Origin of the sequence: Shouchella clausii (assembly GCF_002250115.1) — a bacterium.
In the GTDB taxonomy this organism is placed as follows: domain Bacteria; phylum Bacillota; class Bacilli; order Bacillales; family Bacillaceae_D; genus Shouchella; species Shouchella clausii.
The window spans coordinates 2,028,674-2,052,277 of the sequence record NZ_CP019985.1 but is presented as its reverse complement, the minus strand read 5'-3'; the positions used below and the strand labels follow the sequence as shown (position 1 = coordinate 2,052,277).

17 protein-coding genes are annotated in these 23,604 nt (G+C 45.4%); 6 read left to right on the top strand and 11 right to left on the bottom strand.

From position 1 onward, the window contains the following. Positions 1-4: 4 nt before the first annotated feature. Positions 5-3,154: a lantibiotic dehydratase gene (locus BC8716_RS09800; protein WP_169715933.1), complete on the bottom strand. Its 3,150-nt coding sequence runs from the start codon at positions 3,152-3,154 to the stop codon at positions 5-7. Between the two features lie 129 nt (positions 3,155-3,283). Next, positions 3,284-3,418, bottom strand: a complete 135-nt coding sequence (locus BC8716_RS09795) for a gallidermin family lantibiotic (RefSeq protein ID WP_062746560.1) — start codon at positions 3,416-3,418, stop codon at positions 3,284-3,286. 343 nt (positions 3,419-3,761) lie between these two features. Between BC8716_RS09795 and BC8716_RS09790 the strand changes: the two genes are divergently transcribed. Genes BC8716_RS09790 through BC8716_RS09780 form a run of 3 tightly spaced genes read left to right on the top strand, consistent with a single transcriptional unit; the run spans position 3,762 to position 6,715 of the window. Continuing rightward, positions 3,762-4,676 (top strand): helix-turn-helix domain-containing protein, encoded by a 915-nt coding sequence (locus BC8716_RS09790; protein WP_062745526.1) that lies wholly within the window; start codon positions 3,762-3,764, stop codon positions 4,674-4,676. Further along, on the top strand, positions 4,660-6,444 hold the full coding sequence (locus BC8716_RS09785) for an ABC transporter ATP-binding protein (RefSeq protein WP_094425251.1): 1,785 nt from the start codon (positions 4,660-4,662) through the stop codon (positions 6,442-6,444). The genes BC8716_RS09790 and BC8716_RS09785 overlap by 17 nt, the downstream gene beginning before the upstream one ends. Before the next feature lie 40 nt (positions 6,445-6,484). Beyond that, entirely contained in the window at positions 6,485-6,715 is a 231-nt protein-coding gene (locus tag BC8716_RS09780; RefSeq protein ID WP_062745523.1) for a hypothetical protein, read from the top strand. A 204-nt stretch (positions 6,716-6,919) separates the two neighbouring features. Here the strand turns inward: BC8716_RS09780 and BC8716_RS09775 are convergent, their stop codons facing one another. The 7 genes from BC8716_RS09775 to BC8716_RS09745 all read right to left on the bottom strand — a co-directional run bounded on the left by BC8716_RS09775 (position 6,920) and on the right by BC8716_RS09745 (position 13,919). Further along, the gene (locus tag BC8716_RS09775) at positions 6,920-8,053 is read right to left on the bottom strand and encodes a M20 family metallopeptidase (RefSeq protein WP_094425249.1); all 1,134 of its coding nucleotides are present in this window, start codon (positions 8,051-8,053) and stop codon (positions 6,920-6,922) included. Further along, complete coding sequence (locus BC8716_RS09770) at positions 8,013-9,050, bottom strand: ABC transporter ATP-binding protein (RefSeq protein WP_094425247.1); 1,038 nt, start codon at positions 9,048-9,050, stop codon at positions 8,013-8,015. Before BC8716_RS09770 ends, BC8716_RS09775 begins: the two co-directional genes overlap by 41 nt. Next, positions 9,047-10,036 carry an ABC transporter ATP-binding protein gene (locus BC8716_RS09765; RefSeq protein WP_094425245.1) on the bottom strand — a complete coding sequence of 330 codons (990 nt, stop codon included), beginning with the start codon at positions 10,034-10,036 and terminating at the stop codon, positions 9,047-9,049. The genes BC8716_RS09770 and BC8716_RS09765 overlap by 4 nt, the downstream gene beginning before the upstream one ends. Before the next feature lie 12 nt (positions 10,037-10,048). Then, complete coding sequence (locus BC8716_RS09760; RefSeq protein WP_094425243.1) at positions 10,049-10,960, bottom strand: ABC transporter permease; 912 nt, start codon at positions 10,958-10,960, stop codon at positions 10,049-10,051. A gap of 16 nt (positions 10,961-10,976) precedes the next feature. Beyond that, positions 10,977-11,894 (bottom strand): ABC transporter permease, encoded by a 918-nt coding sequence (locus tag BC8716_RS09755; RefSeq protein ID WP_094425241.1) that lies wholly within the window; start codon positions 11,892-11,894, stop codon positions 10,977-10,979. Positions 11,895-11,939: 45 nt separating this feature from the next. After that, complete coding sequence (locus BC8716_RS09750; RefSeq protein WP_094425239.1) at positions 11,940-13,499, bottom strand: ABC transporter substrate-binding protein; 1,560 nt, start codon at positions 13,497-13,499, stop codon at positions 11,940-11,942. A 165-nt stretch (positions 13,500-13,664) separates the two neighbouring features. After that, positions 13,665-13,919 carry a hypothetical protein gene (locus BC8716_RS09745; protein ID WP_094425237.1) on the bottom strand — a complete coding sequence of 85 codons (255 nt, stop codon included), beginning with the start codon at positions 13,917-13,919 and terminating at the stop codon, positions 13,665-13,667. A 289-nt stretch (positions 13,920-14,208) separates the two neighbouring features. Here BC8716_RS09745 and BC8716_RS09740 point away from each other — a divergent pair, with 289 nt between their 5' ends. Beyond that, positions 14,209-14,547: a helix-turn-helix domain-containing protein gene (locus BC8716_RS09740; RefSeq protein ID WP_094425235.1), complete on the top strand. Its 339-nt coding sequence runs from the start codon at positions 14,209-14,211 to the stop codon at positions 14,545-14,547. A gap of 126 nt (positions 14,548-14,673) precedes the next feature. Beyond that, on the top strand, positions 14,674-14,805 hold the full coding sequence (locus BC8716_RS22805) for a hypothetical protein (protein WP_257006054.1): 132 nt from the start codon (positions 14,674-14,676) through the stop codon (positions 14,803-14,805). Between the two features lie 54 nt (positions 14,806-14,859). Here the strand turns inward: BC8716_RS22805 and BC8716_RS09735 are convergent, their stop codons facing one another. Both BC8716_RS09735 and BC8716_RS09730 read right to left on the bottom strand, forming a co-directional pair. Continuing rightward, complete coding sequence (locus tag BC8716_RS09735; protein WP_094425233.1) at positions 14,860-15,477, bottom strand: class D sortase; 618 nt, start codon at positions 15,475-15,477, stop codon at positions 14,860-14,862. Between the two features lie 16 nt (positions 15,478-15,493). Continuing rightward, positions 15,494-22,261: a SpaA isopeptide-forming pilin-related protein gene (locus BC8716_RS09730; protein WP_169715932.1), complete on the bottom strand. Its 6,768-nt coding sequence runs from the start codon at positions 22,259-22,261 to the stop codon at positions 15,494-15,496. A gap of 204 nt (positions 22,262-22,465) precedes the next feature. Between BC8716_RS09730 and BC8716_RS09725 the strand changes: the two genes are divergently transcribed. Beyond that, positions 22,466-23,584 (top strand): response regulator, encoded by a 1,119-nt coding sequence (locus tag BC8716_RS09725; protein WP_094425229.1) that lies wholly within the window; start codon positions 22,466-22,468, stop codon positions 23,582-23,584. The last annotated feature ends 20 nt before the right edge of the window (positions 23,585-23,604 follow it).

Genomic DNA, 23,604 nt, shown 5'->3' with positions numbered 1-23,604 from the left:
CACCTCATACGTTTAATGGTCGCCCTTTCGTTTTGTTCCAATGCTTTTGACTTTCAATAATTTGGCGCACAAACGCCATTGCTTTTTTCTCCCTATCACGGTCTGTGCCGAGCAACCGGTTGCAATGCATATGGATCAAGCTCCCGACAACTCTTTCCTCTGTATTTGTCATCGGCGTCTTGTCCATATTATGGGAAAGCTCGTGTATGATTGCTTCGTTTTTGGAAAACAGCTTAAAGAGAAAGCCTTTCTGCTCCTTTAGAGCCTTCCAGTTTTCTTCTTGGTCTAGCCATTTAAGCACATCGTTCCGATAAGGCCTAAACTCTTTGGAGTAAGCTGGATCTTCGCTCCACTTGGAAATCCACTCCAATTGCCTTTCATGGTGCCAACCGTATTCCGTTAAAAAGTAAACAACATACATAGACGCGACTAATTCTAGCGGTTCTTTGAATGCTTGCTTACTACTTAAACCAAGCAAATCGGATGTCAACAAACTATCTTTTTCAAAGTATCGCTCCATTAGAGGCATGAGCGAAAGGCCGCCGTATCGTTCAATTTCCCGTTCATACGGCTCAATCACAACTTTTTTAATGTTCCCCGCAAGACGCTGGGCTGCATACCATTTTTGAAATATCGGCAGTGCGCCAGCCAACAAAGCTTTCGGATCTCCGTGAAACCTTAGCCGCAAATGGGGCTCATTGTCATAATAGCGAATAAAGAACCAGCTATTTATGAGTTTGTGGTTCTCTAACTCGGCTACAAGCGTTCGAATTTGTGTAGAAATCAGTTTTTGCTGCTTGTGGACAGGCCCATAAAGCTTAAAATAGAGCCAGTCTGTCCCAGGTTCTTTTTCTCTGCATTCAATTGGCACTTCTGCAACTGGCTTAATCATCACCGTCGGTTTTGCTGGCACATGAGGCCTTTTCTTGAATGGAACAATTAATTCGGCGTTATGTCTGCCTAAAGGGCTTTTTACCCACTGCTTCTCCCCATAATCGCCGATCATTTCTTGTAACTGCACCCTTCCTCTGCGCCTTAGTTCCGACCTTAATTCTTGCAAATGGTTGTCGTTTTTTAAGTGGATGTACAATCGGTTATCCCCATAAGCCATAAAGACCCGTTCTGGTACCTGCATTTTTTTCATCCATGTTGAAAATCGCTCAATCCATTGATCAAGTGGCGCAGAGAAATCAGACAGTTCTTCCATTTGATCGTTTAATTTCCAAATTGCCGGCGAGAGAATGACTTTTCCAGACGTAATTCTAGGAATAAAAGCAAACTCTCTAAGGCTTCCCAAATTCAACCCTTGAATCGCCTTTCCATCTTCTAAAGAAACCTCCCTTAAAAACCGGAAACAATTTGGTGCATTCTCGTAATTAAACATGTTATTTGATGTAAATACGAGACGTTTATTTGATTTCTTCGATTTTAAATAGAACCTCCCAAGTGTCGCCCCAACTAATATATCTTCTAACAACAGCTTTTTGTTTTGGCCGTTTGCATTGGTGGCAATGGTTGTATGTAAATCCCGTGTGGATTGCGTAATGGAAACGTTGCTTGCACGGCCACTTTGGGGCAGAAAACTCAACTCTACGTATTCGGTTTCAACATCCGTAAACGTTTCTTCTATTTTCTTTTGTTCTTCCATCAAGTGCCTATTCTCTTCGATAGCGATCATGTCCGAGAAACGGCCGAATGTTTGGCCTAGCTCTTGGGAACCAACATTGGTTCCTATTGCCAACTGATAGTTGCCTTTATCAATTTCCTCTGCTGATGAAGCAAGCACTTCAACAAATAATTCCCCTGAATTCGGAGCAAAAACGTCATCTGTGTCGTTATCCATTAGCTTTTGCAGGTCAGAGGCGGTCAATGATATTTCCTTCGCATTCTCCCTTAAACACTGGATGTATTTTTCCATTAACAAACGATGAGTGCTCTTCGTTTGAGGCGGTTTAACACTTTTTGTTGAAGGTGGGTATTTATAGGTTGGCGGTGCCCCTAAACCTTTCTCATCGCTTAACAAGTCTAGCAGAGGAATTTCTCGATTTATCCCATATTTCTCAAGAAATTCAACATGGTATTCCCGTAAATGGGCGATTCCAGTCTCATTTTTTGAAAGCCTCCACAGCCACTCTGCCGCATTGGCCGCTTGTTCGCCAATTGAACGATTTATCTTAACCTTTTCTGTACATGTTAAGCTCAGGTCCACTTGCAACGGCTGTTTGCTAGGATGAATGTCTTGCATTTTAGCCGTTAGCGCTTGAAAGAAATCCAATCCCTGTCCGATAGGCAATTGGTTATACGTTTCTATATCGCCTTCAATTCCTTTTAACATCGCCCCTATTCCCTTCGCTTCGGGGATGGACTCAAGGATCTGTATGATATAGGATAAAGGCGCGCAGTTAACGATTGGCGGCCTTAATTCACTGATAAGAAATTCTTGTTGGAATAAATTCCAAACAAACGATTCAATTTCGTCTATAGAGGCGCTCGTATATGTTAATTGAAGCTGGTTCATTAATTCAGAAATTGAAATCGGTTTTTTCGCTACTGATTGGACAAACTCTACCACCACCGTTTTTCTGATGGAAATATTGTCTTTGCGCTCTTGATTTACACTGCTTCTTAACTGCCCACAGTTAGAAAAATAATGAAGGTAGACTCGATCGTCCGTCTCATACACAGCATCATTAAAAAAAACATTAAGCTTTCTAGCGATCGTTTGGTTTTTTTCTATTTTGCTAACTACGCCAAGCAACCACTCCATATCTGGACGCGCTCTCTTTTGGTGTTGCTTCGTGTCAGATAAAGATCCCACTGTCTTATCGCCAAGTTCGCCTATAGCTATGCCTGAAAACAAACCAAAAGGAGTTGGACGGCTAGACATCCTTATTAAAAACTTTAACAAGCTGGAAACAGCGTTCCTCGTTTTTTTGGAACGGGGATCGCCATGAATTTTATCTAAAGACTGAAATAAATTAGGGCTGGCAACCGCTAGTGCTTCTTTTATTTCAGGCCGTTCTATGTATTCTTTCAAAATGGGGATAATATCGTCTTTTGACGCGTTTTGATGGTCATGCGATAATGACAAAATCGGTGCTCTCAACATGATTGTGTCTACAGGCTCATATAATAATTGTTCGCTTTTTCTCATCGCCATGAACTCCCCTTTCAAATGAAAAACAAACAGGATTGCCCTTGCTCAATTTTATAAATCTGTATTTTAGAAAAATACAAGATTTTTGAGGGGCAATCCCATGTAAATGATCAAAAGCCTTTTTTCTTAGCAGCAGAAGCTATTAAAGCTACCTGTTTCCCCGCAACCAGGAGTACAGAAACTAACGCTTGTGAAATCTGGTTCTACATCCTTCGCTTTCGTGTGTACTACTTCCAAATCCAAGTCAAATGCTTTTTCCATTTGATATTCCTCCCCTATTTTTTTTGCCAGGGAAACCCCGGCGCAAATTAACTGTAAAAAACATTTTAGCAAAATGGAAACATCGTTTTCAGTCATTAATTCGCTTAAAATGAACAATGCCAAGGTTGAGCTTGTTTTTTGACAGTATCTCTTATAAATTATGACAATTAGAATAACTTTGTTTGTTTTTTGAAAATGTCATTACTATAGACCCCATTTTTTTGGAAAATAAATGTTGAGATTTGGTTAATCTGATATATTTCTGATAAATGCCTGATAATCTTTCGATAACATCCTCACTTAAAAAAACCAACTAATACAGGTTATGATAAGGAAGATGCATATGATGGATAATCGAATTGGCATGGAGATCCGGAACTTAAGAAAGAAACTTGGCATGTCGCAAGAAAATATTAGCTCTAGCGTTGTCAGCCAATCGGCAATAAGCAAAATTGAAAATGGAAAGTACGTCCCAAACTTACACGTGCTTGAAGCCATTGCTTCTAAGCTAGGGGTGCCTGTCGACCATTTTTTAACGCTCACCACGTGCTACAATAGTGAATACATCGAAACCACTTATGAAATGATTGAGCAACTCTCGTTAAATGAAGAGTACGAGGAACTGAACAGGCTAACTGCACAATTAATTGACTGTGGCGAGGCGGTGGAATTCCCTAATTGGTTTAAGGATTATATAAGGATCCATCATCTATTCTCTGAATTCCAATGCAAGAAAAAGGATGCTAAGACCACATTAAAGAAATTAAAATGCATGGCTGGCTGTTTGCCATTTGAACAGTCTATTCAAACAAAGTTCCATTTATATTTAGGCATTATCCATTCCCACATGAAAAAATATTCATATAGCGAAACGTTAGACTACTTACAAAAAAGCCTTGCATCCGTTGAAGGAATTAAAGGAAAGAACACCTATTTGCACAAAAAAAACTTAAAAATCTATATTTTGTACCAAAAAGCAATCATTGAACTGAACTACCATCACTATGATGCTGCTTTAAAAGATATAGGACAAGGCCTGCAATTATCTAGGAATTATGCTTGTACGGCGTATGTCGGGCAATTTCTTTATTATAAAGGTCTTTGTTTAGAAAAAAAAGGCGTTCCCTTCAAAAACATTTTAAAGCACTACCAGGAAGCCCATTTTTTTGCTAGCTTTACAAATAATTTGCCTTTCAAAAAACTGCTATCAGACAAACTCTCGGTCAGAAAGGAAGAATCATATGGGTTCTACAACTGAACGACAGGTTCAATTAAAAGAGTTCGTTTCCCTGATGCATCTTTACCGCCCCTCACTATGGCTACTTGGGCTAGCTCTGTTCTTAGTCCTGATGGAGACGGCGCTATCTCTTGCTGTCCCCCTATTAACAATGAACCTTGTGGACATAACCGTTGAATCAAATTTCAGCGGCACAACCGCTGCCCTAATCGCAGGCGTCTTTATCGTGCAAATCATTCTGTCAGGCATCTCTATGTATATGATGATCTACATTGGCCAGATAATGGTGGCAAAATTACGTAAAGATCTTTGGCACAAAGTGTTACGATTGCCAGTCTCATTTTATGACCAGAATAGCTCTGGAGAAACAATGAGCAGAATTACCCATGACACAAATGTTATTAAAAATTTTTTTACCGACCAATTGATTCCTTTTTTATCGGGAACGATTAAAATACTTGGTTCGATTATTATCCTGTTTGCATTAAATTGGAGCATTACGCTTCTCTTATTATTGATTGTCCCTGTGTCGCTAGCTGTATTAAAACCACTAGGTAGAAAAACATACAAAGTGTCGAAAGCGTTGCAAGATGAGACAGCTTCATTTCAAGGGGATTTAGGGCGTGTGTTGTCGGATATCAGGTTAGTCAAATCGTCTATAGCGGAAGACCCGGAAACGTCTCAGGGCAACAACAGAATCGATCAACTGTTAAAACATGGATTGGACACCGGAAAAATAATGGCCATTATTTCTCCATTGATGACAACCATTACCTTGTTAGTATTAGTCGTCGTCTTTGGTTACGGGGGGATACAAGTTGCCAATGGGGTCTTATCGGCCGGCACATTAGTTGCGATTGTTTTTTACATGTTCCAGATTATCCCTCCAATCTCACAAATGGGCCACTTTTTTACGCAATTGCAAAAAGCAAAAGGCGCAACAGAACGGATCACATATATTATGGAGGAGGAATTGGAATCTCAATCGGTGTCAGGTGTATCTTATACACACAATCAAGAAACAGTTGCCCGCGTAAACGGCATTCGATTTGCCAATGTGTCTTTCTCCTATCCGAATGGCAACCATATCCTGAAAAATGTAAGTTTCACCGCTAATGCCGGTGAAGTAACGGCAATTGTCGGGCCTAGCGGTGCAGGCAAAACCACCTTATTTTCATTAATTGAACGATTTTATCCACCAAGCGAAGGGACGATAGAGTACGATAATCAACCAATCAATTACTTTGATGTCCATGATTGGAGACAAAACATTGCCTATGTTGCCCAAGATTCTCCGCTAATGGCGGGTACGATTCGCTACAATCTTACGTATGGCCATGCTGAAAAAAGCAGCGATGCCGACATTCACGTAGCCTTAGAAAAAGCAAATTTATCTTCATTTATTGCCTCTTTGCCAGACGGCTTAGAAACAGAAGTGGGTGAAAGGGGCATTTTAGTATCTGGCGGGCAAAGACAAAGGCTTGCGATCGCTCGGGCCATTTTACGAAATCCGCAAATTTTATTGTTAGACGAGGCCACCGCCCATCTTGACAGCCATTCGGAATTTTTAGTACAAGAAGCGCTCAATCAACTCATGCTTTCTAGGACAACGCTAGTAATTGCCCATCGATTGTCGACCGTGCAGCATGCAGACAAATTGGTCGTTGTCCAGAGCGGGGAAATAACAGGCGAAGGAACACACGATGAGTTAATCGAGCACCACCAATTTTATCGTGAACTTGTCGATCGCCAATTATATAAGAAAGAATCTCCCGAGTTGATCAACTAAAAGAGCACGCTAGACTTTTAAAGGAAAGTAGTGAAGATTTGTGTTATCCATTATCTTGTTTTGTTTAAGCGTTCTTTTGTATTATGTAAGCACTCTTTTTCAATTTGAGCCGACATATACGATTGGCTTGTGGACATTGCTCTCTATTGTTGGAATCTTGTTCGCGTTGAAAGCCGCCAAACCATCTGTCAAAATGATTGGGCTCATTTTAAATGGCGCCTTTCTGCTTTTCTCTATCCTGTTGATTATCGCTTTGTTCATTCAAGCTTAGAATAGCTAACCTATTGAGCTTGAAGATATAGACGATAACCTACTATAAAATGAGCTGACTTATTGGTCAGCTCCCTTTCTTTTTTCGCGCAGTCCTACGGATGAGCAGCATCATGCTGTCTGGTTTCTCTCTTTTTTGACGAGAACATGAAATAGTAAAACGCAAACGTCGCAATGGCTGTGACGCTTGCGTTATTTGCTGTTCCTATTTCGTTTTAGCTGACAACGCTTCGATTGTGTAAGCCAACAGCAGGGCACGTTCTTCGAGCGATTCGATTTCCAAATATTCTTCTTCGCTATGTTGGTTTCCCCCGACTGGGCCCATGCCGTCAATGGTCGGAATGCCGAGGGCCGATGTGAAGGAAGCGTCGGAACTGCCGCCTGTTGCTGTTTCTGTTACATGTAAGCCCATTGAGGTGCCAATGGCTTTTATGAGGGAAATGAGTTCCATCGTGTCGCGATTCCGTTCCATTGGTGGCCGTGTTACTCCGCCTGTTACTGTAATGGTGGTGCCGTCAAGCCATGGTTGTTGGCAAATGGCGCGAATGCGCTTCTCCAACGGTTCTGCTTGGTTCAGCTTCGAAATGCGGACATCGATTTGCGCTTTTGCACGGCTGGCAACGGTGTTGACGGATGTGCCGCCTTCAATGAGGCCAGCGTTAATGCTAATGCCTGCGTCGTGGTCAGAGAGGGCGTGCAGTTTGATTATTTTAGCGGCTAACTCAGCAATGGCGCTGCGGCCTTTTTCCGGCTCGACACCGGCATGGGCTGCTTTGCCGCTGACATCTAATGTAAACCGTCCGCCGCCTCTCCTTGCGGTGACAAGGGAGCCATCTTTTCTCGCTGGTTCCATAACGAGCAAGGCTCTTTTTCCTTTTCCATGTTCTTCAATGAGCGGCCTGCCTGTAGGGGCGCCAATTTCTTCATCGCTCGTCAGCAAAAGGGCGACGTTTTTCGCTGCATGCGGGTTGGCGTTACACAGTGCCTTTAGTGCTGCGAAAGCGGTGACGTGGCTGCCTTTCATGTCAATCACCCCTGGCCCATACGCTCGTTCTCCTTTAATGGAAAACGGCCTTTCTTTGACGGTGCCGACCGGATAGACGGTGTCCATGTGGGCCAATAACAAAATCGCTGGTTGCGTTGCTTCCACATGTTGCAATAATACGTGGTTTCCATAGGTTGGCTGTTTGTACACAGCTGCTTTAAACCCTAATGGTTCAAAAGCGCGGATTAATTTTTTACCGACAGCGTCCACCCCTGTTTTATAGTACGAGCCGCTATCAATGTTTACGAGTGTTTCAAGCAAGCGGAGCATGTCCGTTTTGCCAATGATGTTCATCTGGCGCACCTCCTGGCCGATTCATTAATGGAAAATGGCAAGCGACTTGATGGCCAGCCGCTTTTTCAACTAATACAGGTTCCTCGACAGCGCAACGTTCCTGGGCATACGGGCAGCGTGTATGGAAGCGGCAGCCGCTCGGTGGACGAACGGGGCTTGGCATATCGCCTTCAGGAATGATTCGCTGTCGTTGATGGCGCTTTCGTGGGTCAGTGACCGGCACGGCGCTAATTAAGCCTGCTGTATATGGGTGGAGCGGCTGATTAAATAAATCATCTTTATCGGCAAGCTCGACGACTTTGCCTAAATACATAACAGCGATACGGTCGCTAATATGCTTGATCGCCGGGAGCCCATGGGCAATAAACAGAAATGTTAATTGAAATTCTTTTTGCAGCCGCGCCAGCAAATTTAAAATTTGTGCTTGGATCGAGACATCCAGTGCCGACACGGGCTCATCGCAAATCACTAGCTTCGGTTTCAAGGCAATCGCTCGGGCGATGCCAATTCGCTGGCGCTGTCCGCCGCTAAATTCATGGGGATAGCGCCCTGCATAGGAACGATCCAATCCAACAATGTCAAGCAATTCATAAACACGTTCAACCAACTGTTTGCCTTGTGCTTTTTTATGTGTCTTTAACGGTTCGGCAATAATGTCGATTACTTTCATCCGTGGATTTAAAGAAGAGAACGGATCTTGGAAAACCATTTGCATATCGGCCCGCTTTTGCCGCAATGCTTCTCCCCTTAACGTTAAAAACGGGCTGCCGTCAAATGTCAATTCGCCGCTTGTTGGTTCAAGCAACCGCATCAAGACATTCCCTAATGTGGACTTGCCACAGCCAGATTCACCAACAATACCGAGTGTTTCCCCTGAATAAATCGTTAAATCGACACCGTCTACGGCGCGGAGCAGCGCTTTTTTTCGTTTGAGGACGCCTTCGCTAACTGGAAAATGCTTCGTAATTCCCTTTGCTTCCAATAATACATCGCTCATACAGCCGCCCCTCCCTTCTCATCAAACAACCAGCAACGGACATAGTGGCCCTTTGTTGCTTCGAACATCGGAGGTGCTTCCTGTTTACAGCGAGCCATCGCCTTTGGGCAACGGGGCGAAAAGCGGCAGCCTGTTGGCATCGTGTCTGGTGTCGGCACTGTGCCTTCGATCGAGGGCAACGTTTGTTGGTGTTCGTCGATTTTCGGCGTGCTTGCCAACAGCCCGACCGTATACGGATGTGCTGGTTGTTCAAAAAGCGTGATGACATCGGTTTGTTCGACTACTTGTCCAGCGTACATGACGATCACTGTGTCGGCCATTTCAGCGACGACGCCAAGATCATGGGTAATGAGCAAAATCGCTGTGCCATTTTCCTTCACAAGCGTCCGCAGCAAGTGCAAAATTTGTGCTTGAATCGTGACATCAAGCGCAGTCGTCGGCTCATCGGCAATGAGCAGTTTCGGGCTACAAGCTAGGGCAATGGCAATCATCACACGTTGGCGCATGCCGCCGCTTAAAGCATGGGGGTAAGAACGATAAACTTGTTCCGCTCTAGGAATGCCGACTTTTTTAAGCATATTGATGCTTTGTTGCTTGGCCTCTGCTTTCATTACGTTTTGGTGAAGCAAAATCACTTCCGACAGTTGGTTGCCGATTGTAAATAACGGGTTTAACGATGTGAGGGGCTCTTGGAAAATCATCGACAGTTCATTTCCACGCAGCTTGCGGTACTCGCTGTCGCTGATCGCCGTCAAGTCGTTGCCGTTAAATTCAATTTCGCCAGCAACGACTTTTCCTGGAGCGCTAATGAGCCCCATGATCGAGAGCGATGTTACGCTTTTTCCGCAGCCCGACTCGCCGACGACTGCCACTGTTTCCCCTCGTTTAATGGAGAATGTAACACCATTTACCGACGGGATCGCGCCATGTTCTGTATAAAACTCGGTCCTAAGCCCTTTCACTGACAAGAGCGCTTCTTTTTCCATCTGATCCTCTCCTTACCGCCGGCTTTGGCTACGTGGATCGAGCACATCACGCAACCAATCACCTAAGAAAATAATGCCAAGCACTGTAATCGTGATTGCTAAGCCTGGAAAAGTTGCCAACCACCAGCTCGTAGCCAAATAATCACGCCCATCGCTCAAAATTCCGCCCCAAGACACGTCAGGCGGTTGGATGCCAAGGCCTAAAAAACTGAGCGACGCTTCAAGAATAATCGTCGTCGCTACACTGAGCGTTGAAATGACAATGAAGGCAGGCAGCACATTCGGCAACAAATGGCGAAACATGAGCATGCCATTTTTAACGCCAATCGAGCGGGCGGCTTTCACAAATTCCCTTTCTTTTAACGACAGTACTTCCCCGCGGACAAGGCGGGCGTAGTTTACCCAATTGGTAACGCCAAGGACGATAATCAATGTCCACACACTCGGACCGAACACGCTTAAAATAACAAGGGCAAATAAGATGTTCGGAATAGACAAAAACGAGTCGACAAGGCGCATAAAAAACGAATCAACCCAGCCTCCATAATAGCCGGAAACGATGCCAATCGTCACGCCGATGAAACCAGCGACGGCGACAGCGGCAATCCCGACAAGAAGCGAAATTTGCGAACCGTAAATGACGCGGCTTAAAATATCGCGCCCTAAATTATCAGTCCCAAGAATATGGGCAGCTGTTCCCCCATCAACCCAAACAGGCGGCTGAAGCATGTTGGCCGGGTTCATTTCGTTAGGATCGTAGGGCGCCAAGAGGCTGGCAAATACGGCCATCACGATAACAGCGGCGACAATCGCCAATCCGACAGTCCCGGTTTTGCTGCGGAGCAGGAGCCGTGCCCACCGTTTTATGGCGCGATGGGGACGTCGTTTCTCGATTCTCGGGAGCCGTTCCAATTGCAATGCCATCGGTTTGATTTCCCTCCTAGTCGTATTTAATCCGTGGATCAAGGAACCGGTAAAGCACGTCTGCAAGCAAATTCATTGCGATCACAAGAAAGGCGATCACGAACACGCATGCTTGTACAATCGCCATGTCTCTCGTATTGACGGCTTGGATGAGCAACTGCCCGATTCCTGGCCACGAGAAGACCGTTTCTGTAATCAATGTACCGCCGACCACAGTCGATGTTTGCAAAGCAGTGATCGTGACGAGTGGAATGAGCGAGTTGCGAAGGGCATGCTTGTAAACGACCAACGTTTCACGGATTCCTTTGCTTCTGGCGGTGCGAATATAATCTTGGCTTAAAATTTCAATCATGTTCGAACGGAGCAGCCTCGTCATTTCTGCCGCTATCCCTGTTGCCAGTGTGATGGCAGGCAATAGTAAATGGGCGAACGTCCCTCTTCCTGAAACAGGCAACCAGCCGAGTGTAACGGAAAAAAGCAAGATCAACATGATGCCAAGCCAAAAATTAGGCATCGCTTTGCCAAGCACTGCCCCACCTGCTGCTATCAAGTCTAACGGTGAGTTTTGCTTGGTCGCCGACCAAATCCCGAGTGGAATCGCAATACATACAGCTAGCGTTAAAGCGGCGACAGCTAGTTCCAACGTCGCAGGAAGCCGCTCAAGCACAAGAGGCAATGCGCTTGTGTTGTAGCGGAATGAATCACCAAAATCACCTTGCATAAGATGAAGGAGATAGTTGCCGTACTGGACAATAAACGGCCTATCTAAACCAAGCGAGGCCGTCAATTGGTCTATCTCCTCTTGGGACGCATCATCCGGCAACATGAGCGCTACAGGGTTGCCGGCTATGTAGACGAGCGCGAAAATGACAAACGAAATAATGAATAGCACTGGAATGATTTGTGCCAAGCGCTTCAGTAAAAAAGGGCCCATTGGCTCGCCTCCTTTGCAAAGGCCAGGTTCCCCCGGCCGTCGTTTTTATTTTCTCTTAATTTCAGGTGCGTAGATCATTTCATCCATTTTTGGGACAAAATCAATCCGATCATTGACACCATAATTGACGGTCTCTTGATGAAGCATTATATGGGGCAGCTCTTCATCGGCAATGCGCTGGATTTCTTTCAGTTGCTCAGCCCGTTCGGTTTGGTCCATATTGACAGCCGAAGCTTCGAGCAATGCGTCTATCTCTTTATTTTTATAGTCAGTTTGGCCGACAAAACGATCAGAGCGGTACCAGTCGACACTGTAAGCGCCGTCAAACATTGAATTTCCTAAGCCGATCAAATAAGCATCTTTATTGGCGCCTGCTTGGCGCATTTCGACGAAATTGCTCCATTCCATCAGCTCGACATTGACGCTGACATTGATCGCTTGCAGCATGCCGCCAATCAACTCGGCTATTTCAGCATCTTGCAAATAGCGCCCCCTAGGGGAATGGAGCGTCATTTCAAATCCATCGCCATAACCAGCTTCTTCAAGGAGACGCTTTGCTTCTTCAGGATCATAGTCATACGTATCATACAAAGATTCCTCCGCACCAAAATTGCCTGGCGCTACGCGCGTTTTAGTCGGCGTCCCTGCCCCGCGCAAGGCGCTGTCCGTAATCGCCCCGTTGTCAATTGCCAAATTAAGCGCTTTGCGGACGCGGACATCGGCAGTCGGGTAGCCGTCTGTCGCCCGGAGAATTAGCATCATCGTCCGGTTGGACGTCTCTGATTTCATCGCTGTCCCTGCATTGCCGTTGACCCGGTCCCAATCAGCAGGCGGGATGTTGACGGCGATATCGACTCCGCCTGTCAGCAGCTCCGATACGCGGGTTGAATTTTCTGGAATAATGCGGAAGACGACTTCATCCCACTCTTCTACTGGCCCTTCAAAATAATCGTCATAAGGCGTCAACACAATCCGTGAATCACGGACCCATTCTTTAAATTCATACGGTCCTGTCCCAATTGGATGGGCGAGAAAATGGTCCCACCCTTCTTCTTCAATGTAGCGTTTCGGCAGGATGCCTGACCCAAGTCGTGACAAACGGTGCAACAAAGATGGCTCAGGTTCGTGCGTAATGATCTGGAAAGTCCGTTCATCGATGGTGTCGACTTCCTTAATTTGCCGATAATTCGGATATTCTTGCAGCGTTTCATCTGTAGCGACACGTTCAAGTGTAAATTTCACGTCTTCTGCTGTGAGTGTATCGCCATTGTGGAAAGTCACACCTTCTTTTAATGTCATTTCGACGGTGACGTCATCGATTTGCGTAAATGTATCAACGAGCTCTGGCTGGATGACATTGTTTTCGTCACGTTTGAATAAATAGTTAAACATGTTGTCATGGACAGCTTCTGTTGACGTATTGTTGTGGTCATGGATATCAAATGTGACGATGTCGGTGCCAAGGGCAATCGTTAACGTTTTATTGTTTTCATCCACAGACGCAGCCCCCTCATCCAAGGCCATCGTATCTTCTTCCGCCGTCCCGCCGCCGCAGCCGGACAGCACCAATCCTACAACCGCTAAAATGAGATATGCATATTTCATAGTCAACCCCTCTTTCACAAGTGAACGACCCACTGCTTGCTACATTCGGATTGCTTGAAGTGGGGCTTTGGTGGCAATCGCCACTTTTGTTAACTGTTGATTGTAAACGTTTTTATTAATAAGTAGTCGTACACATAACGACCTTACGGAGAAAGACGTCTGCTGTTATTTATCATGTACTTGGTTATAGGTGTTTTCAAAGACACGCAACGCTTCTTCTAAATGGCTCGTATCAGCCATACAATGTTGGCGGTGCCATTGCAACGCTTCTTTTACTTCGTGATACAGCTGGTCGTCATACCTTTTCCATACACACTCCTTTGATGCTTGCACGGCATTGGCTTGCATTGTCAGAAAAGCAATGCTTTTTTGGATGCCCGTGTATAAACAGGAACAGACGCTGTAGGGAATATCAGCCACTTTTTCACCTCCTCCTTGTCAATAAAATCAGTCTTTTCAAAATGAGGCGCTCTTCAATAGGTAAGAGGATACGCGGCGGTGGCCGTACCGAATGAACTCTTTCCCTCAATAGCACGTGCAAGTCATGGAGTTATGTAGGAAGGCGCTCCCATTTGTAGTCAGTTTACCCAACGTAAATTAGGGAGTCAAGCATTTTACCCAATTTTACAGAGTGTTCATGTTCGTTTTGTTCCTTTACCCAACTTTTAGTTGTATAATTGTGACAATAACAAATAGGAAGGATTTGTTTATGGCTGAACTGAATGACCGCTTACGAGAGCTGCGGAAAGCTCACCAGCTAACGCAACAAGAAGTCGCTTCGTTCCTTGGCATTACGGAAAGTGCATACGGCTTTTACGAACAAGGGCGCAACGAACCTTCGATTGCCAAATTAAAGCAGCTCGCCGAAAAATATAATGTTTCCATTGCGTATATTGCGGGAGAAACAGACATTAAAGCCGCACCGTCCGACAAAGTAAAAGAAAACGGCTCTGCTTATACGTTCACGAATTTAGATGAGGAAGAAAAAGAATTTTTAGGTGAACAGCTTGAATTGTTTCGCAGGCTTAAAAAGAAAAAAGGCCATTAATGCCTATCCAGTACGAATAAAAGCGCTTAACAGCTCGTTTATCAGCAATAGCAGGCTACCGCGTTTCCGAGCGCCAACGCCTGTCTGTTCGCTGCTTCTTAAAATTATAGGAAAGGAAGTCTACCATTGGACCAATTTTCAATCGGAACAGCCCTTTACCAGATTTTCGCATTCGTTTTCTTGTTCGGCTTCTTTGGGCTTGGTGGATATTTTCTTATTCTCGGCATTCGCTATTTTAAACGCGAACTAAAAAAATAAGACGAGCGACGGTTGGCAAATAACCGTCGCTCATCTGTTTGATTCTCTCTTTCTCTACGCTTCAATCACATCAATTAAGTCGCCTTTCACCGCTACACGCTGCTGGCCCGATAACGTACACGTAATTAATGTAATTTCCGGCTGCTCTCCATCGTTTAACACGTCTACATCAGTTGGTTCGATAATTTCCGTGCTCTTGACCACATAAATATACGTTTTGCCGTCATCGGCATGAAGGCGAATTTCATCGCCTTTTTGCACATTTAGCAATTGCCGGAAATGCCTGTCGCCTCGGTAGCCACGATGGCCCGCGACAGCAAAGTTTCCTTCTCCTGGCACTTGTTCTTGCTTTATTTGCGTTAGCGTTAAGGCCAAGTTTTCATCCGTTGTTTCATCAAGTATATACTGTTTTAAGTCAATTGCAGGGATTTCCAGTTCCATCACTGCCTCTAACTGTTCTTTTGTCCAAGGGGATGGTGACTCATCCGTCTCTCCAATGGTCGCTTCTCCATCCGTCTCTTCAATCGTTTCTCCCGTTTGGACAGCGGCTAGCGCTTTTTCTAGTTGAGCCACTCCATTTGCCTGCTGCCACTCTTTTGTTAGCGGGACAGCGACAAGCGCCAGTCCCGCAATGATGAGCAACATTCCTATAAAAAATGTCCTTTTTCGCAAGAAATGTCCCTTCTTTCTATCCCCTTTTTCTTGCCAAACGTCCGTTCACTAGTGTAAGAGCGCCAATCGCCATCAACAACAATCCGGCAACCATCAACATGAACATCTCGGTTTCGCCTGTTTGTGGCAATTGTCCCCCTGAAGCAGGCTGTGCTCCTTTTGAAAGCAGCGGACTTGGCTCACCGCCACCTGCTTTTGGTTGCCCTGTCTTGCCTGTTCCTGTGCCGCCGTTATTGTTTTGTGGCCCAGTTGGCGTTTGGCCATCGCCTGGTTCTGTCGGTGGCTGCTTCGGCTCGCTAGGCGGTTGTGGTTCTTTTGGCTCGCTAGGCGGCTGTGGTTCTTTTGGCTCTTCACCTGGTGGGATGAGAGTATTTTCAACCGTTAGCACAAGCCGTTCTGTTTGGCCCTTGCTAATTTCAAACAGAATCGGCGTTTCGTTTAGCTGGTAGTCAGCTGGCGCCTTTGTTTCAACAAGTTGGTACTTGCCTGGCGCTAAGCCATCAAGCTGTACGCTGCCTGATCCATCGGTTGTCAGCCCTTCTGCAACGATGTCGCCATCCTCTGTTAGCACGGTAAAGACGGCTCCTTCCAAACGTGCACCATCGCTGCTGTCAACCTTCACAATTTCGACGCTTCCTGGCGTGAGCGTGTTTTCAACTGTTATCACTGGCGCGGCAGTTTGGCCTTTCTCAATCGTAAACACAATCGGCGTTTCGTCTAACTGATAATGCTCAGGCGCTTTTGTTTCGACAAGTTGATAATCCCCTGGCGGCAGGTTGTTTATTTCCAGTCTTCCATGTTGGTCAGTCATAAGGTTCTCTTGCAATACATTCCCCGCTTCATCCAGAAGGCTAAACGCGGCTCCTGTTAACAACAATTGTTGGTCAGCTGCGTCCACTTTTTCCACAATGACCGAACCAGGAATAAGCGTGTTTTCTTTTGTGACAGAAACAGCTGTTTTTTGGTCACGATCAACCGTTACATCGATCGGTGTGGCATCAAGTTGATAGCCAAAAGGTGCTTTCGTTTCGACAAGTACATAGTCCCCTGGCAAAATGTCACTTAGGACAAGTTTGCCTGCATCATTGGTTGTGCCAGAAGCAACGACTTCGCCTGTTTTGGTCCGCAGTTCAAACTCGGCCCCTTTTAAAGCAATTGCGTCATTGTCACTGTCAATCTTGCTCAACTCGATTTCACCGCGAACCAACTTGTTGAACGCCGTAACTTTTAGCGTTTCTTGCTGGCTCCGTTCAATGACAAACGGCAGCGGTTCACTTGACAATTCAAAGCCTTGTGGCGCTTTCGTTTCGATAAATTGATACGTGCCTGGGGCAAGTTGTTCAACGCGCAGCTTGCCTTCTTCGTCTGTAGTTAGCCCTTCTTCTAAGACATTCCCTTCGCCATCAAGCAACGTAAATTCAGCACCCGCTAATGTCTCGGCTGTATCGTGTTGATTGACTTTCACCAATTCAACAGCACCCGGTATTAACGTGTTGCTCTTTTCTACAACCAGTGCTTCTTTTTGGCTGCGAACAATCTCGAACGGAATTGGCTTTTCGTCTAACTGATAATCGGCAGGCGCTTTTGTTTCCACAAATGCATATTTGCCTGGTTTTAATCCTTCAACAACAATACGGCCGCTTGCGTCTGTCGTGAGCCCCTCTTTGACCGTGTTGCCATTTTCGTCAACAAGCGAGAACTCCGCCCCTTCTAACAACAGCGCATCGCTTTCGCTGTCATGCTTTTCAAGCACCACGCTGCCTGTGACGAGTTTATTCACCGCTTTGACTTGAATCGCCTCTTGTTGGCCCTTTTCGATCTCAACTTTGATTGGCGTATTGTCTAACTGATAATGCTCAGGCGCTTTCGTTTCAATAAAATAGTAAACACCAGGAGGCAAGTCAGTGACGACAATGCGCCCTTCTTCATCCGTAGTTAACCCTTCTTCAATGACCGTTCCGTCTTCATCTTCAAGGGTATAAACGGCACCCTCTAGACGGACGTTTTCATTGTCTTCGTCGACTTTGATTAACGTGGCCGCACCTGGGATGAGCACGTTTTCGACGATTAGCTCTACTTTTTCAAGCTGGCTCCGTTCAATTGTAAAAGGACGCTTTGTATCGTCAGCTTGGTAATGGGCAGGTGCTTGTGTCTCGACAAAGTAATACTTGCCTGGCTTCAAGCCTTCGACATACACTGTCCCATCCTCACCAGTAACGAGGCCTTCTTCCACAAGTTCACCGTCTTCTGTATAGAGGGAGAACTCCGCTCCTTCTAAAACTGAGCCGTCTTTGCTATCTTGTTTTTTCAGTTCGACTGCTCCTGTGATTAAGTGGTTTTCGACCTTTCTTTCAACTTGAATCGTTTCCTGTTGGCTTTTCTCGATTGTAAAAGGAATTGGCGTGTCATCGAGTTCATAATCAACAGGTGCTTTTGTTTCGACAAGCTGGTAGTTGCCAGGAGCAAGCTGCTCAATCGTCAACTGGCCAGAGTCATCTGTTTCCAGCCCTTCCCTTAAGACATTGCCTTCTTCATCAAGAAGGGCAAACACGGCTCCTTGCAGGGCAAGGCGATTGTCATCGGCATCGACTTTTGTCAAACGTATGCCGCCTGTGACCAGGGCGTTCTCTTTCTCGCCAATAGTAAGTTCTTTCTCTTGGCCCGCTTCGATTTCAAACGGAATCGGCGTTGGGTCTAGCTTATAATTTTCTAACGCTGTTGTTTCGATCAGTTCATAGGCTCCTGGGCGAAGGCCGCTTACTTTTACGAAGCCATCTTTGTCACTGACAAGATCTTCTTTTATTGTCTTCCCGTCTTGGACGAGTTTAAAGGATACTCCTTCAAGTGGTTCACCAGTGGCTGCGTCGACTTTTTTCAAAACAGCGCTGCCTTTGATGATGACATTGTCTTTTGTTAAAAGGATTCGTTCTGTCTGTTTGTCGTCAATCGTGAATTCGATTGGCTGATTGTCAAGTTCATAACCGACAGGCGCTTTCGTTTCCACAAACCGGTAGTCACCAGGTTCCAATTCGGTTAATACAAGTTGGCCGTCTTCGTTCGTAACAAGCCCTTCCTCAATTGTCTCCCAATTGTCGCCTGCTTTTTTCTCTAATGCAAACTCCGCGCCAGCTAGCGCTTGTTTTGTGTCTACATCGACTTTGGTTAACGCAACTTCACGGGTGATTTTCTTGTTTTCCACCGTGATTGTTGTCGTTTTGCTGTCAACTTTTACGGTTTCAGCATCGATGCCGACAACATAGCCGTCAGGGGCACTGTCTTCTTTTAACAAGTAATCGTCATAGCGCAAGTTCCGGAATATCGCCTTGCCGTCTTCCCCTGTCACAACGGTGCGCAAAGCAATTTTGCCTTCCTTGTCATACAGCGTAAAGCGTGCACCAGGCAACACTTCTTTGCTGTTGGCGTCGACTTTGATGACTTCAAGACTGCCGCGTTCCCCTGAGCCACTGCCACCACCGTCAGTGAGACGGACTTTGATCGTTTCACTTGAGTCCGTTCTTTCAGTTGTGATTTGTTTGCCTTCAAATTTAATCGTATTGCTGATTTCTTCGCCATCGCTTGCATTGATGTAAGACTGGTATTCGAGGATATACGGCCTGCTGATGTCTTCTAAGAAGGATAGGACAAACGTTTGCGATCCGTCATCAGCTGTGTTGATCTCGAGTGTATAGTCTTTGTCACGCTCTAGCTCTTCTGCTTTTGCAAACTGCCCGTTTCCGCTGACCGTTGTCGCATACAGGCGGAACGAGTCTTCAAGCAGGATTTGATTCGCTTGCTGTTGGTCGATGACTTTTGCCTCGGATACTTTTGATTGGCCGGCGTTAATGGCAACGTTCCAATCAATGACTTTGCCATTCTGTTTACCACCTTTTTCAACATAGCTGCCGCCATGCTGAACGGTCACATGGGCGTTCAAATCAACTGGCTCACGCCCTTCGCTGCTAAGGGTAGCGGTGTTGTCATAGCGGTCGACGATCAACTCGCCTTCCACACTTGTTTTGTATTCAATGATATAAGCTTCATCGCGTTCTCCTGGAAAACGTACATGGAATCCAGGCTTCTCATCAGAAAGCAATTCTAGTTCATATTCGCTCGGCTCCAGCTTTTCGCCTTTTCTAATGCCATTGCTGCCGCCGGTCAATTCAGCTCGATACACTTCGATCGACCCTTCGACAAGCGTTTGCTTTCCTTTGATGTAATCTGTGACATTCATCACCGTCAAGTTCTTTAAGTCGTAGTTAATGCCGACCGTCCATGTGATTTCTTTCGTCACCGCATTATAAGAACCATTTTTAAAGCCGTTGTTCGTTGTATATGTGTCCGGTTTGAAACCTGAAGATGCCTCTTTTTCCCACGTTTTTCCATCTTCCGTTGTCCACTTCATATGAACGTGGTTTCGGAATTGGTCACCTCTCAACTCGTCATAATGGAACTTCGTTGTATACACGATCTGATGTGGTTCAGAAATCGGTTCATGAAAGCGGAGCGTAAAGCCTTCATCTGTCTCTTCCAACGTATATTCCGATGGGTCGACTTCTATCCCTTTCCGCAACACTTTAAACGAATCTCTTTCTAGCTCTAACCCGCCGTTCGTAAACGTATCGGTAAAGAACACGTCTTTCATTTCATAGCCATCACGGTTAAAGTCAATGCGCCATTGGACCGTTTTGTCTTTGTAGTTGATGTTGGAATAACCTTTATGGAGCACTTGCTGGCTCGTTCCTTGGCTTCCATTTGCTTCTCTTCCACCTGATTTAACAATGTTATCAATCTTGCCATCTTCCAAGACCCGTTCATTCGCTTTCGTCTTATACGTAATCTTGTAGGCATCGTTGATGTCTTCTGTAAACTTCAGCTCAAAACCATGTTGCCCTGGCGTTACTTCATAATTGTCTGCGTTCACTGCTTCTTTTTCGTTGCCGTTCTCATCAAGGGTAATGCGCTCCACTTTAATTGAATCGGCAATCAAATCGTGGCTTTCGCTAAACGAGTCGACCAACACAGCATCTGCTTGTTTAATCGATTTTTCGTTGTAATTATAATGGATTTCCCACGTAATCGTTTGTGTAGCTGGATCGTAGCTTGCATTGCGCTTTGCTAGCGCCTCACCGCGTCTTGTTGTCACACTCGCTTCTGCCGACAGATCCTCGCTATTCTTGCCTGTTAATGTCGCTTTATTGGCATAGTTCGTGCCGTCTTCATCGGTAATCTCTGTTGAAAACACGACCCGATAAGCAGAAGAAATATCGCCAAACTGAATTTCAAACGGGTCTTCTGTGACCGTATACTCGCTCGGGTCTACCCGCTCGCCTTGCTTAACAGTGCCGTCAAGCTGGACATCCAGTTTATAGACTTCAATTGAATCCTTTTTCAATGCTTGGCGCTGTTGAATCGGGTCTTTCAGCACAGCTTGATTGATCGTTTTTAACTGTTTGTTGAAATCGACAGTCCACTCAATTTCTGTTGCATTGTAGGCACGGTTCACTTGCCCCCGTTTATCGATGTCCGATCCTGCCTTCGGTTGGAGCGAAATTGGGATGTTGGCCACCACTTCATCTTTGACGTCAAACACGACTTCACGATCGACGTCGCCTACAAGGTCCTCACGAATAATCGTCCGAAAGTTTAGCAGCCCATGGACATTCGATAATTCCTCGATTTGTTCGTTGAATGTCATAACAACCGTGCCATCTTCTTTTAACGTAAAAGAACCGACGGTTGTATCTCCAAATGTGAGCTCACCATTTACGTCATTGTAAACGTGGAAAATGTCTGGCAAGGAAAACGTAAATGTCGAGCCACTTCCATACCCATGGCCATTTGGAAGCTCCCAGGTGATTTCGATTTGAACATCATCACCGAGCGCTGGCTTGTTTCCTGGATTTTCATCAGCGTTGATCAAATTGCCGTCCCCATCCCTAAGGACGATGCCTGTAATAATATTTTTCTCGATTTCCCCGACAACTGCCTGGCTTACTACATCGGCTTCCGCTGCTTCTGTAGCTTCCGCCTCTTGATCATTCGCCTCTACGTCTTCTTCATTTTCCTTACTTGCTTCTTCTTGTTCTTCCTTACTTGCTTCCTCTTGCTTTTCTTCAGCAGCGACTTCTTCCTCGTCTGCCACTGGCGTTTCCACTTCTTTTTCCGTTTCTGGTGCTTGCTTTTCCGATTCAGGCGTATCGCCTTCCTCGTTCACTTGTTCCTCTTCAGTAGACGCTGGCGCCTCTTCTTGTACAGGCTCCTGTTCAAGTTCTTCCTTTACTTGAAAAGACACTGGAATGACTTGCGCTGTGTCTCCAACTAGAAACACAAGATCGGCTTCCGCGGCTTCACCAATTGCGTCTTGCGAAAAATAAGCAGAAAGTTCAACCGTGCCGCTTGCCTGTACAGCTTCCTCTTGCTCCGGGAAAGACATGGTCAGTTCTGTTCCATTTAGCGAGTATGTAACCATCTCGTCTCCATGTCCTTCTTCTTTCCATTCAATCTTGTCTGGCTGCCATTGCTCTGGCAACTTTATGTGGTATGTCTCTTGTTGTGTGTGTCCGGTTAATGACCAGTCAATCTTTACATGCACTTGGTCTTCCGCTGCTAGTGTGGCCTCTTCTGTTAATGGCTCCCCGTTTTCATCAACAAGGCTAGCCAAAGCTTCAAATGTGCTGGCCTCCGGCTCTTGTGCATACACTTGCACAGCTCCTGCTAACTGGGCAATAAAAGCTTGCACCAGCAAAACAAAAATAAGCAATATCGCAGTAGCTTTGTTCTTCATTCTTGTCCCCTCCCTTTTAGCATTTTCACCAAAAAACACCTTTTCAGGCATTGATCAGCCTAACGAAATGTATCAAACCCATCTCCACAAAAACTATATAGTCCTCTACACCGAATTTATTACTAGTTTTTTCAAATTTCAGTAGGTTATCTGGGAAGAAATTGCTATAATGAAGAAAAAACGTTGAAAAAAGGGGGGCTCCGTATGAAAGCTGTGCTCGTGGATGATGAGCCTCATGCACTGACTTTCTTGGAAAACCAGTTGCTTGGGGTTGGAGACGTTGAAATCACCGGATCATTTACTTCTGCTTCTACAGCGCTCGACTGGGTGCTGAGCACACCGCCAGACTTGTTGTTTTTGGATATTGAAATTGCCAATGTAAACGGCATGGAACTGGCCGAAACAGTTCTAAGCAAACACCCTGACATCCAAATTGTGTTTGTCACCGCCTACCAAGAATATGCAGTCAAAGCATTTGAATTAAATGCAGTCGATTACATCATGAAACCAATCAGCAAGAATAGACTAAAAAAGACGCTTGAACGCCTACAAACAAAAAAACAGCAGGAAAGTGTCCCTGCTGAAAAAACAACGATATGTTGCCTCCCTTCGTTACAATTCTTTTCTGGAGAAAAACCAATTCATATCCATTGGCGAACCTCCAAAGCGAAAGGGTTGTTTTTATTTTTGCTACACCACCTTGGACACCATGTCCGCAAAGACGTGATCATCGAGACTTTTTGGCCAGACAGCGATTACAAAAAAGCCTATGCGCAACTGTATTCAACTGTCTATTTGATCCGAAAAACGCTTACCAGCGTATTCCCTTCCATTCAAATTGACAATTTTGAACAAAGCTACACATTAGAAGTAGGCGACATCCACATTGATTATTTGGAATGGGAAAAGAAATGGAGCCAGCTTCCAGCGCTTTCAGACGGTACACTTTCGGCTTACCTGACATTACTGGATGAATACCGAGGTGATTATTTACGCGAAGAAGATTACCTTTGGGCCGAGAATAAGCGTGAACATTTAAAAAACCTGTGGCGCGAAACGGCGACTGCCGTGGCAATCTACCTTTTCGAGCGGGGCCAATACGAGCAAGCTGCTAGACTAGGCCAAAAAATCCAAGAAATGTACCCATTTCTGGAGGAGAGTTATTTTATGCTCATGAAAATTTACGCTGCGTTAAACGAGCCCTTTTATTTCGAAAGGCAATATAACAAATTGGTCAACATGCTTGATGAAGAATTTGCCATTGACCCCTCCCCTGAACTTATCAAACTACGTGACGAATGCAGAAAACAATTGAGTGAATAATCATCCCTACACCATCGCAA

Coding starts and splice junctions, on each gene's coding strand:
- BC8716_RS09755 (WP_094425241.1), bottom strand. CDS start 11,894: ATGGGCCCTTTTTTACTGAAGCGCTTGGCACAAATCATTCCAGTGCTA.
- BC8716_RS09740 (WP_094425235.1), top strand. CDS start 14,209: ATGGCTGAACTGAATGACCGCTTACGAGAGCTGCGGAAAGCTCACCAG.
- BC8716_RS09725 (WP_094425229.1), top strand. CDS start 22,466: ATGAAAGCTGTGCTCGTGGATGATGAGCCTCATGCACTGACTTTCTTG.
- BC8716_RS09760 (WP_094425243.1), bottom strand. CDS start 10,960: ATGGCATTGCAATTGGAACGGCTCCCGAGAATCGAGAAACGACGTCCC.
- BC8716_RS09750 (WP_094425239.1), bottom strand. CDS start 13,499: ATGAAATATGCATATCTCATTTTAGCGGTTGTAGGATTGGTGCTGTCC.
- BC8716_RS09790 (WP_062745526.1), top strand. CDS start 3,762: ATGATGGATAATCGAATTGGCATGGAGATCCGGAACTTAAGAAAGAAA.
- BC8716_RS09730 (WP_169715932.1), bottom strand. CDS start 22,261: ATGAAGAACAAAGCTACTGCGATATTGCTTATTTTTGTTTTGCTGGTG.
- BC8716_RS09800 (WP_169715933.1), bottom strand. CDS start 3,154: ATGAGAAAAAGCGAACAATTATTATATGAGCCTGTAGACACAATCATG.
- BC8716_RS09765 (WP_094425245.1), bottom strand. CDS start 10,036: ATGGAAAAAGAAGCGCTCTTGTCAGTGAAAGGGCTTAGGACCGAGTTT.
- BC8716_RS09775 (WP_094425249.1), bottom strand. CDS start 8,053: ATGAACATCATTGGCAAAACGGACATGCTCCGCTTGCTTGAAACACTC.
- BC8716_RS09785 (WP_094425251.1), top strand. CDS start 4,660: ATGGGTTCTACAACTGAACGACAGGTTCAATTAAAAGAGTTCGTTTCC.
- BC8716_RS09770 (WP_094425247.1), bottom strand. CDS start 9,050: ATGAGCGATGTATTATTGGAAGCAAAGGGAATTACGAAGCATTTTCCA.
- BC8716_RS09795 (WP_062746560.1), bottom strand. CDS start 3,418: ATGGAAAAAGCATTTGACTTGGATTTGGAAGTAGTACACACGAAAGCG.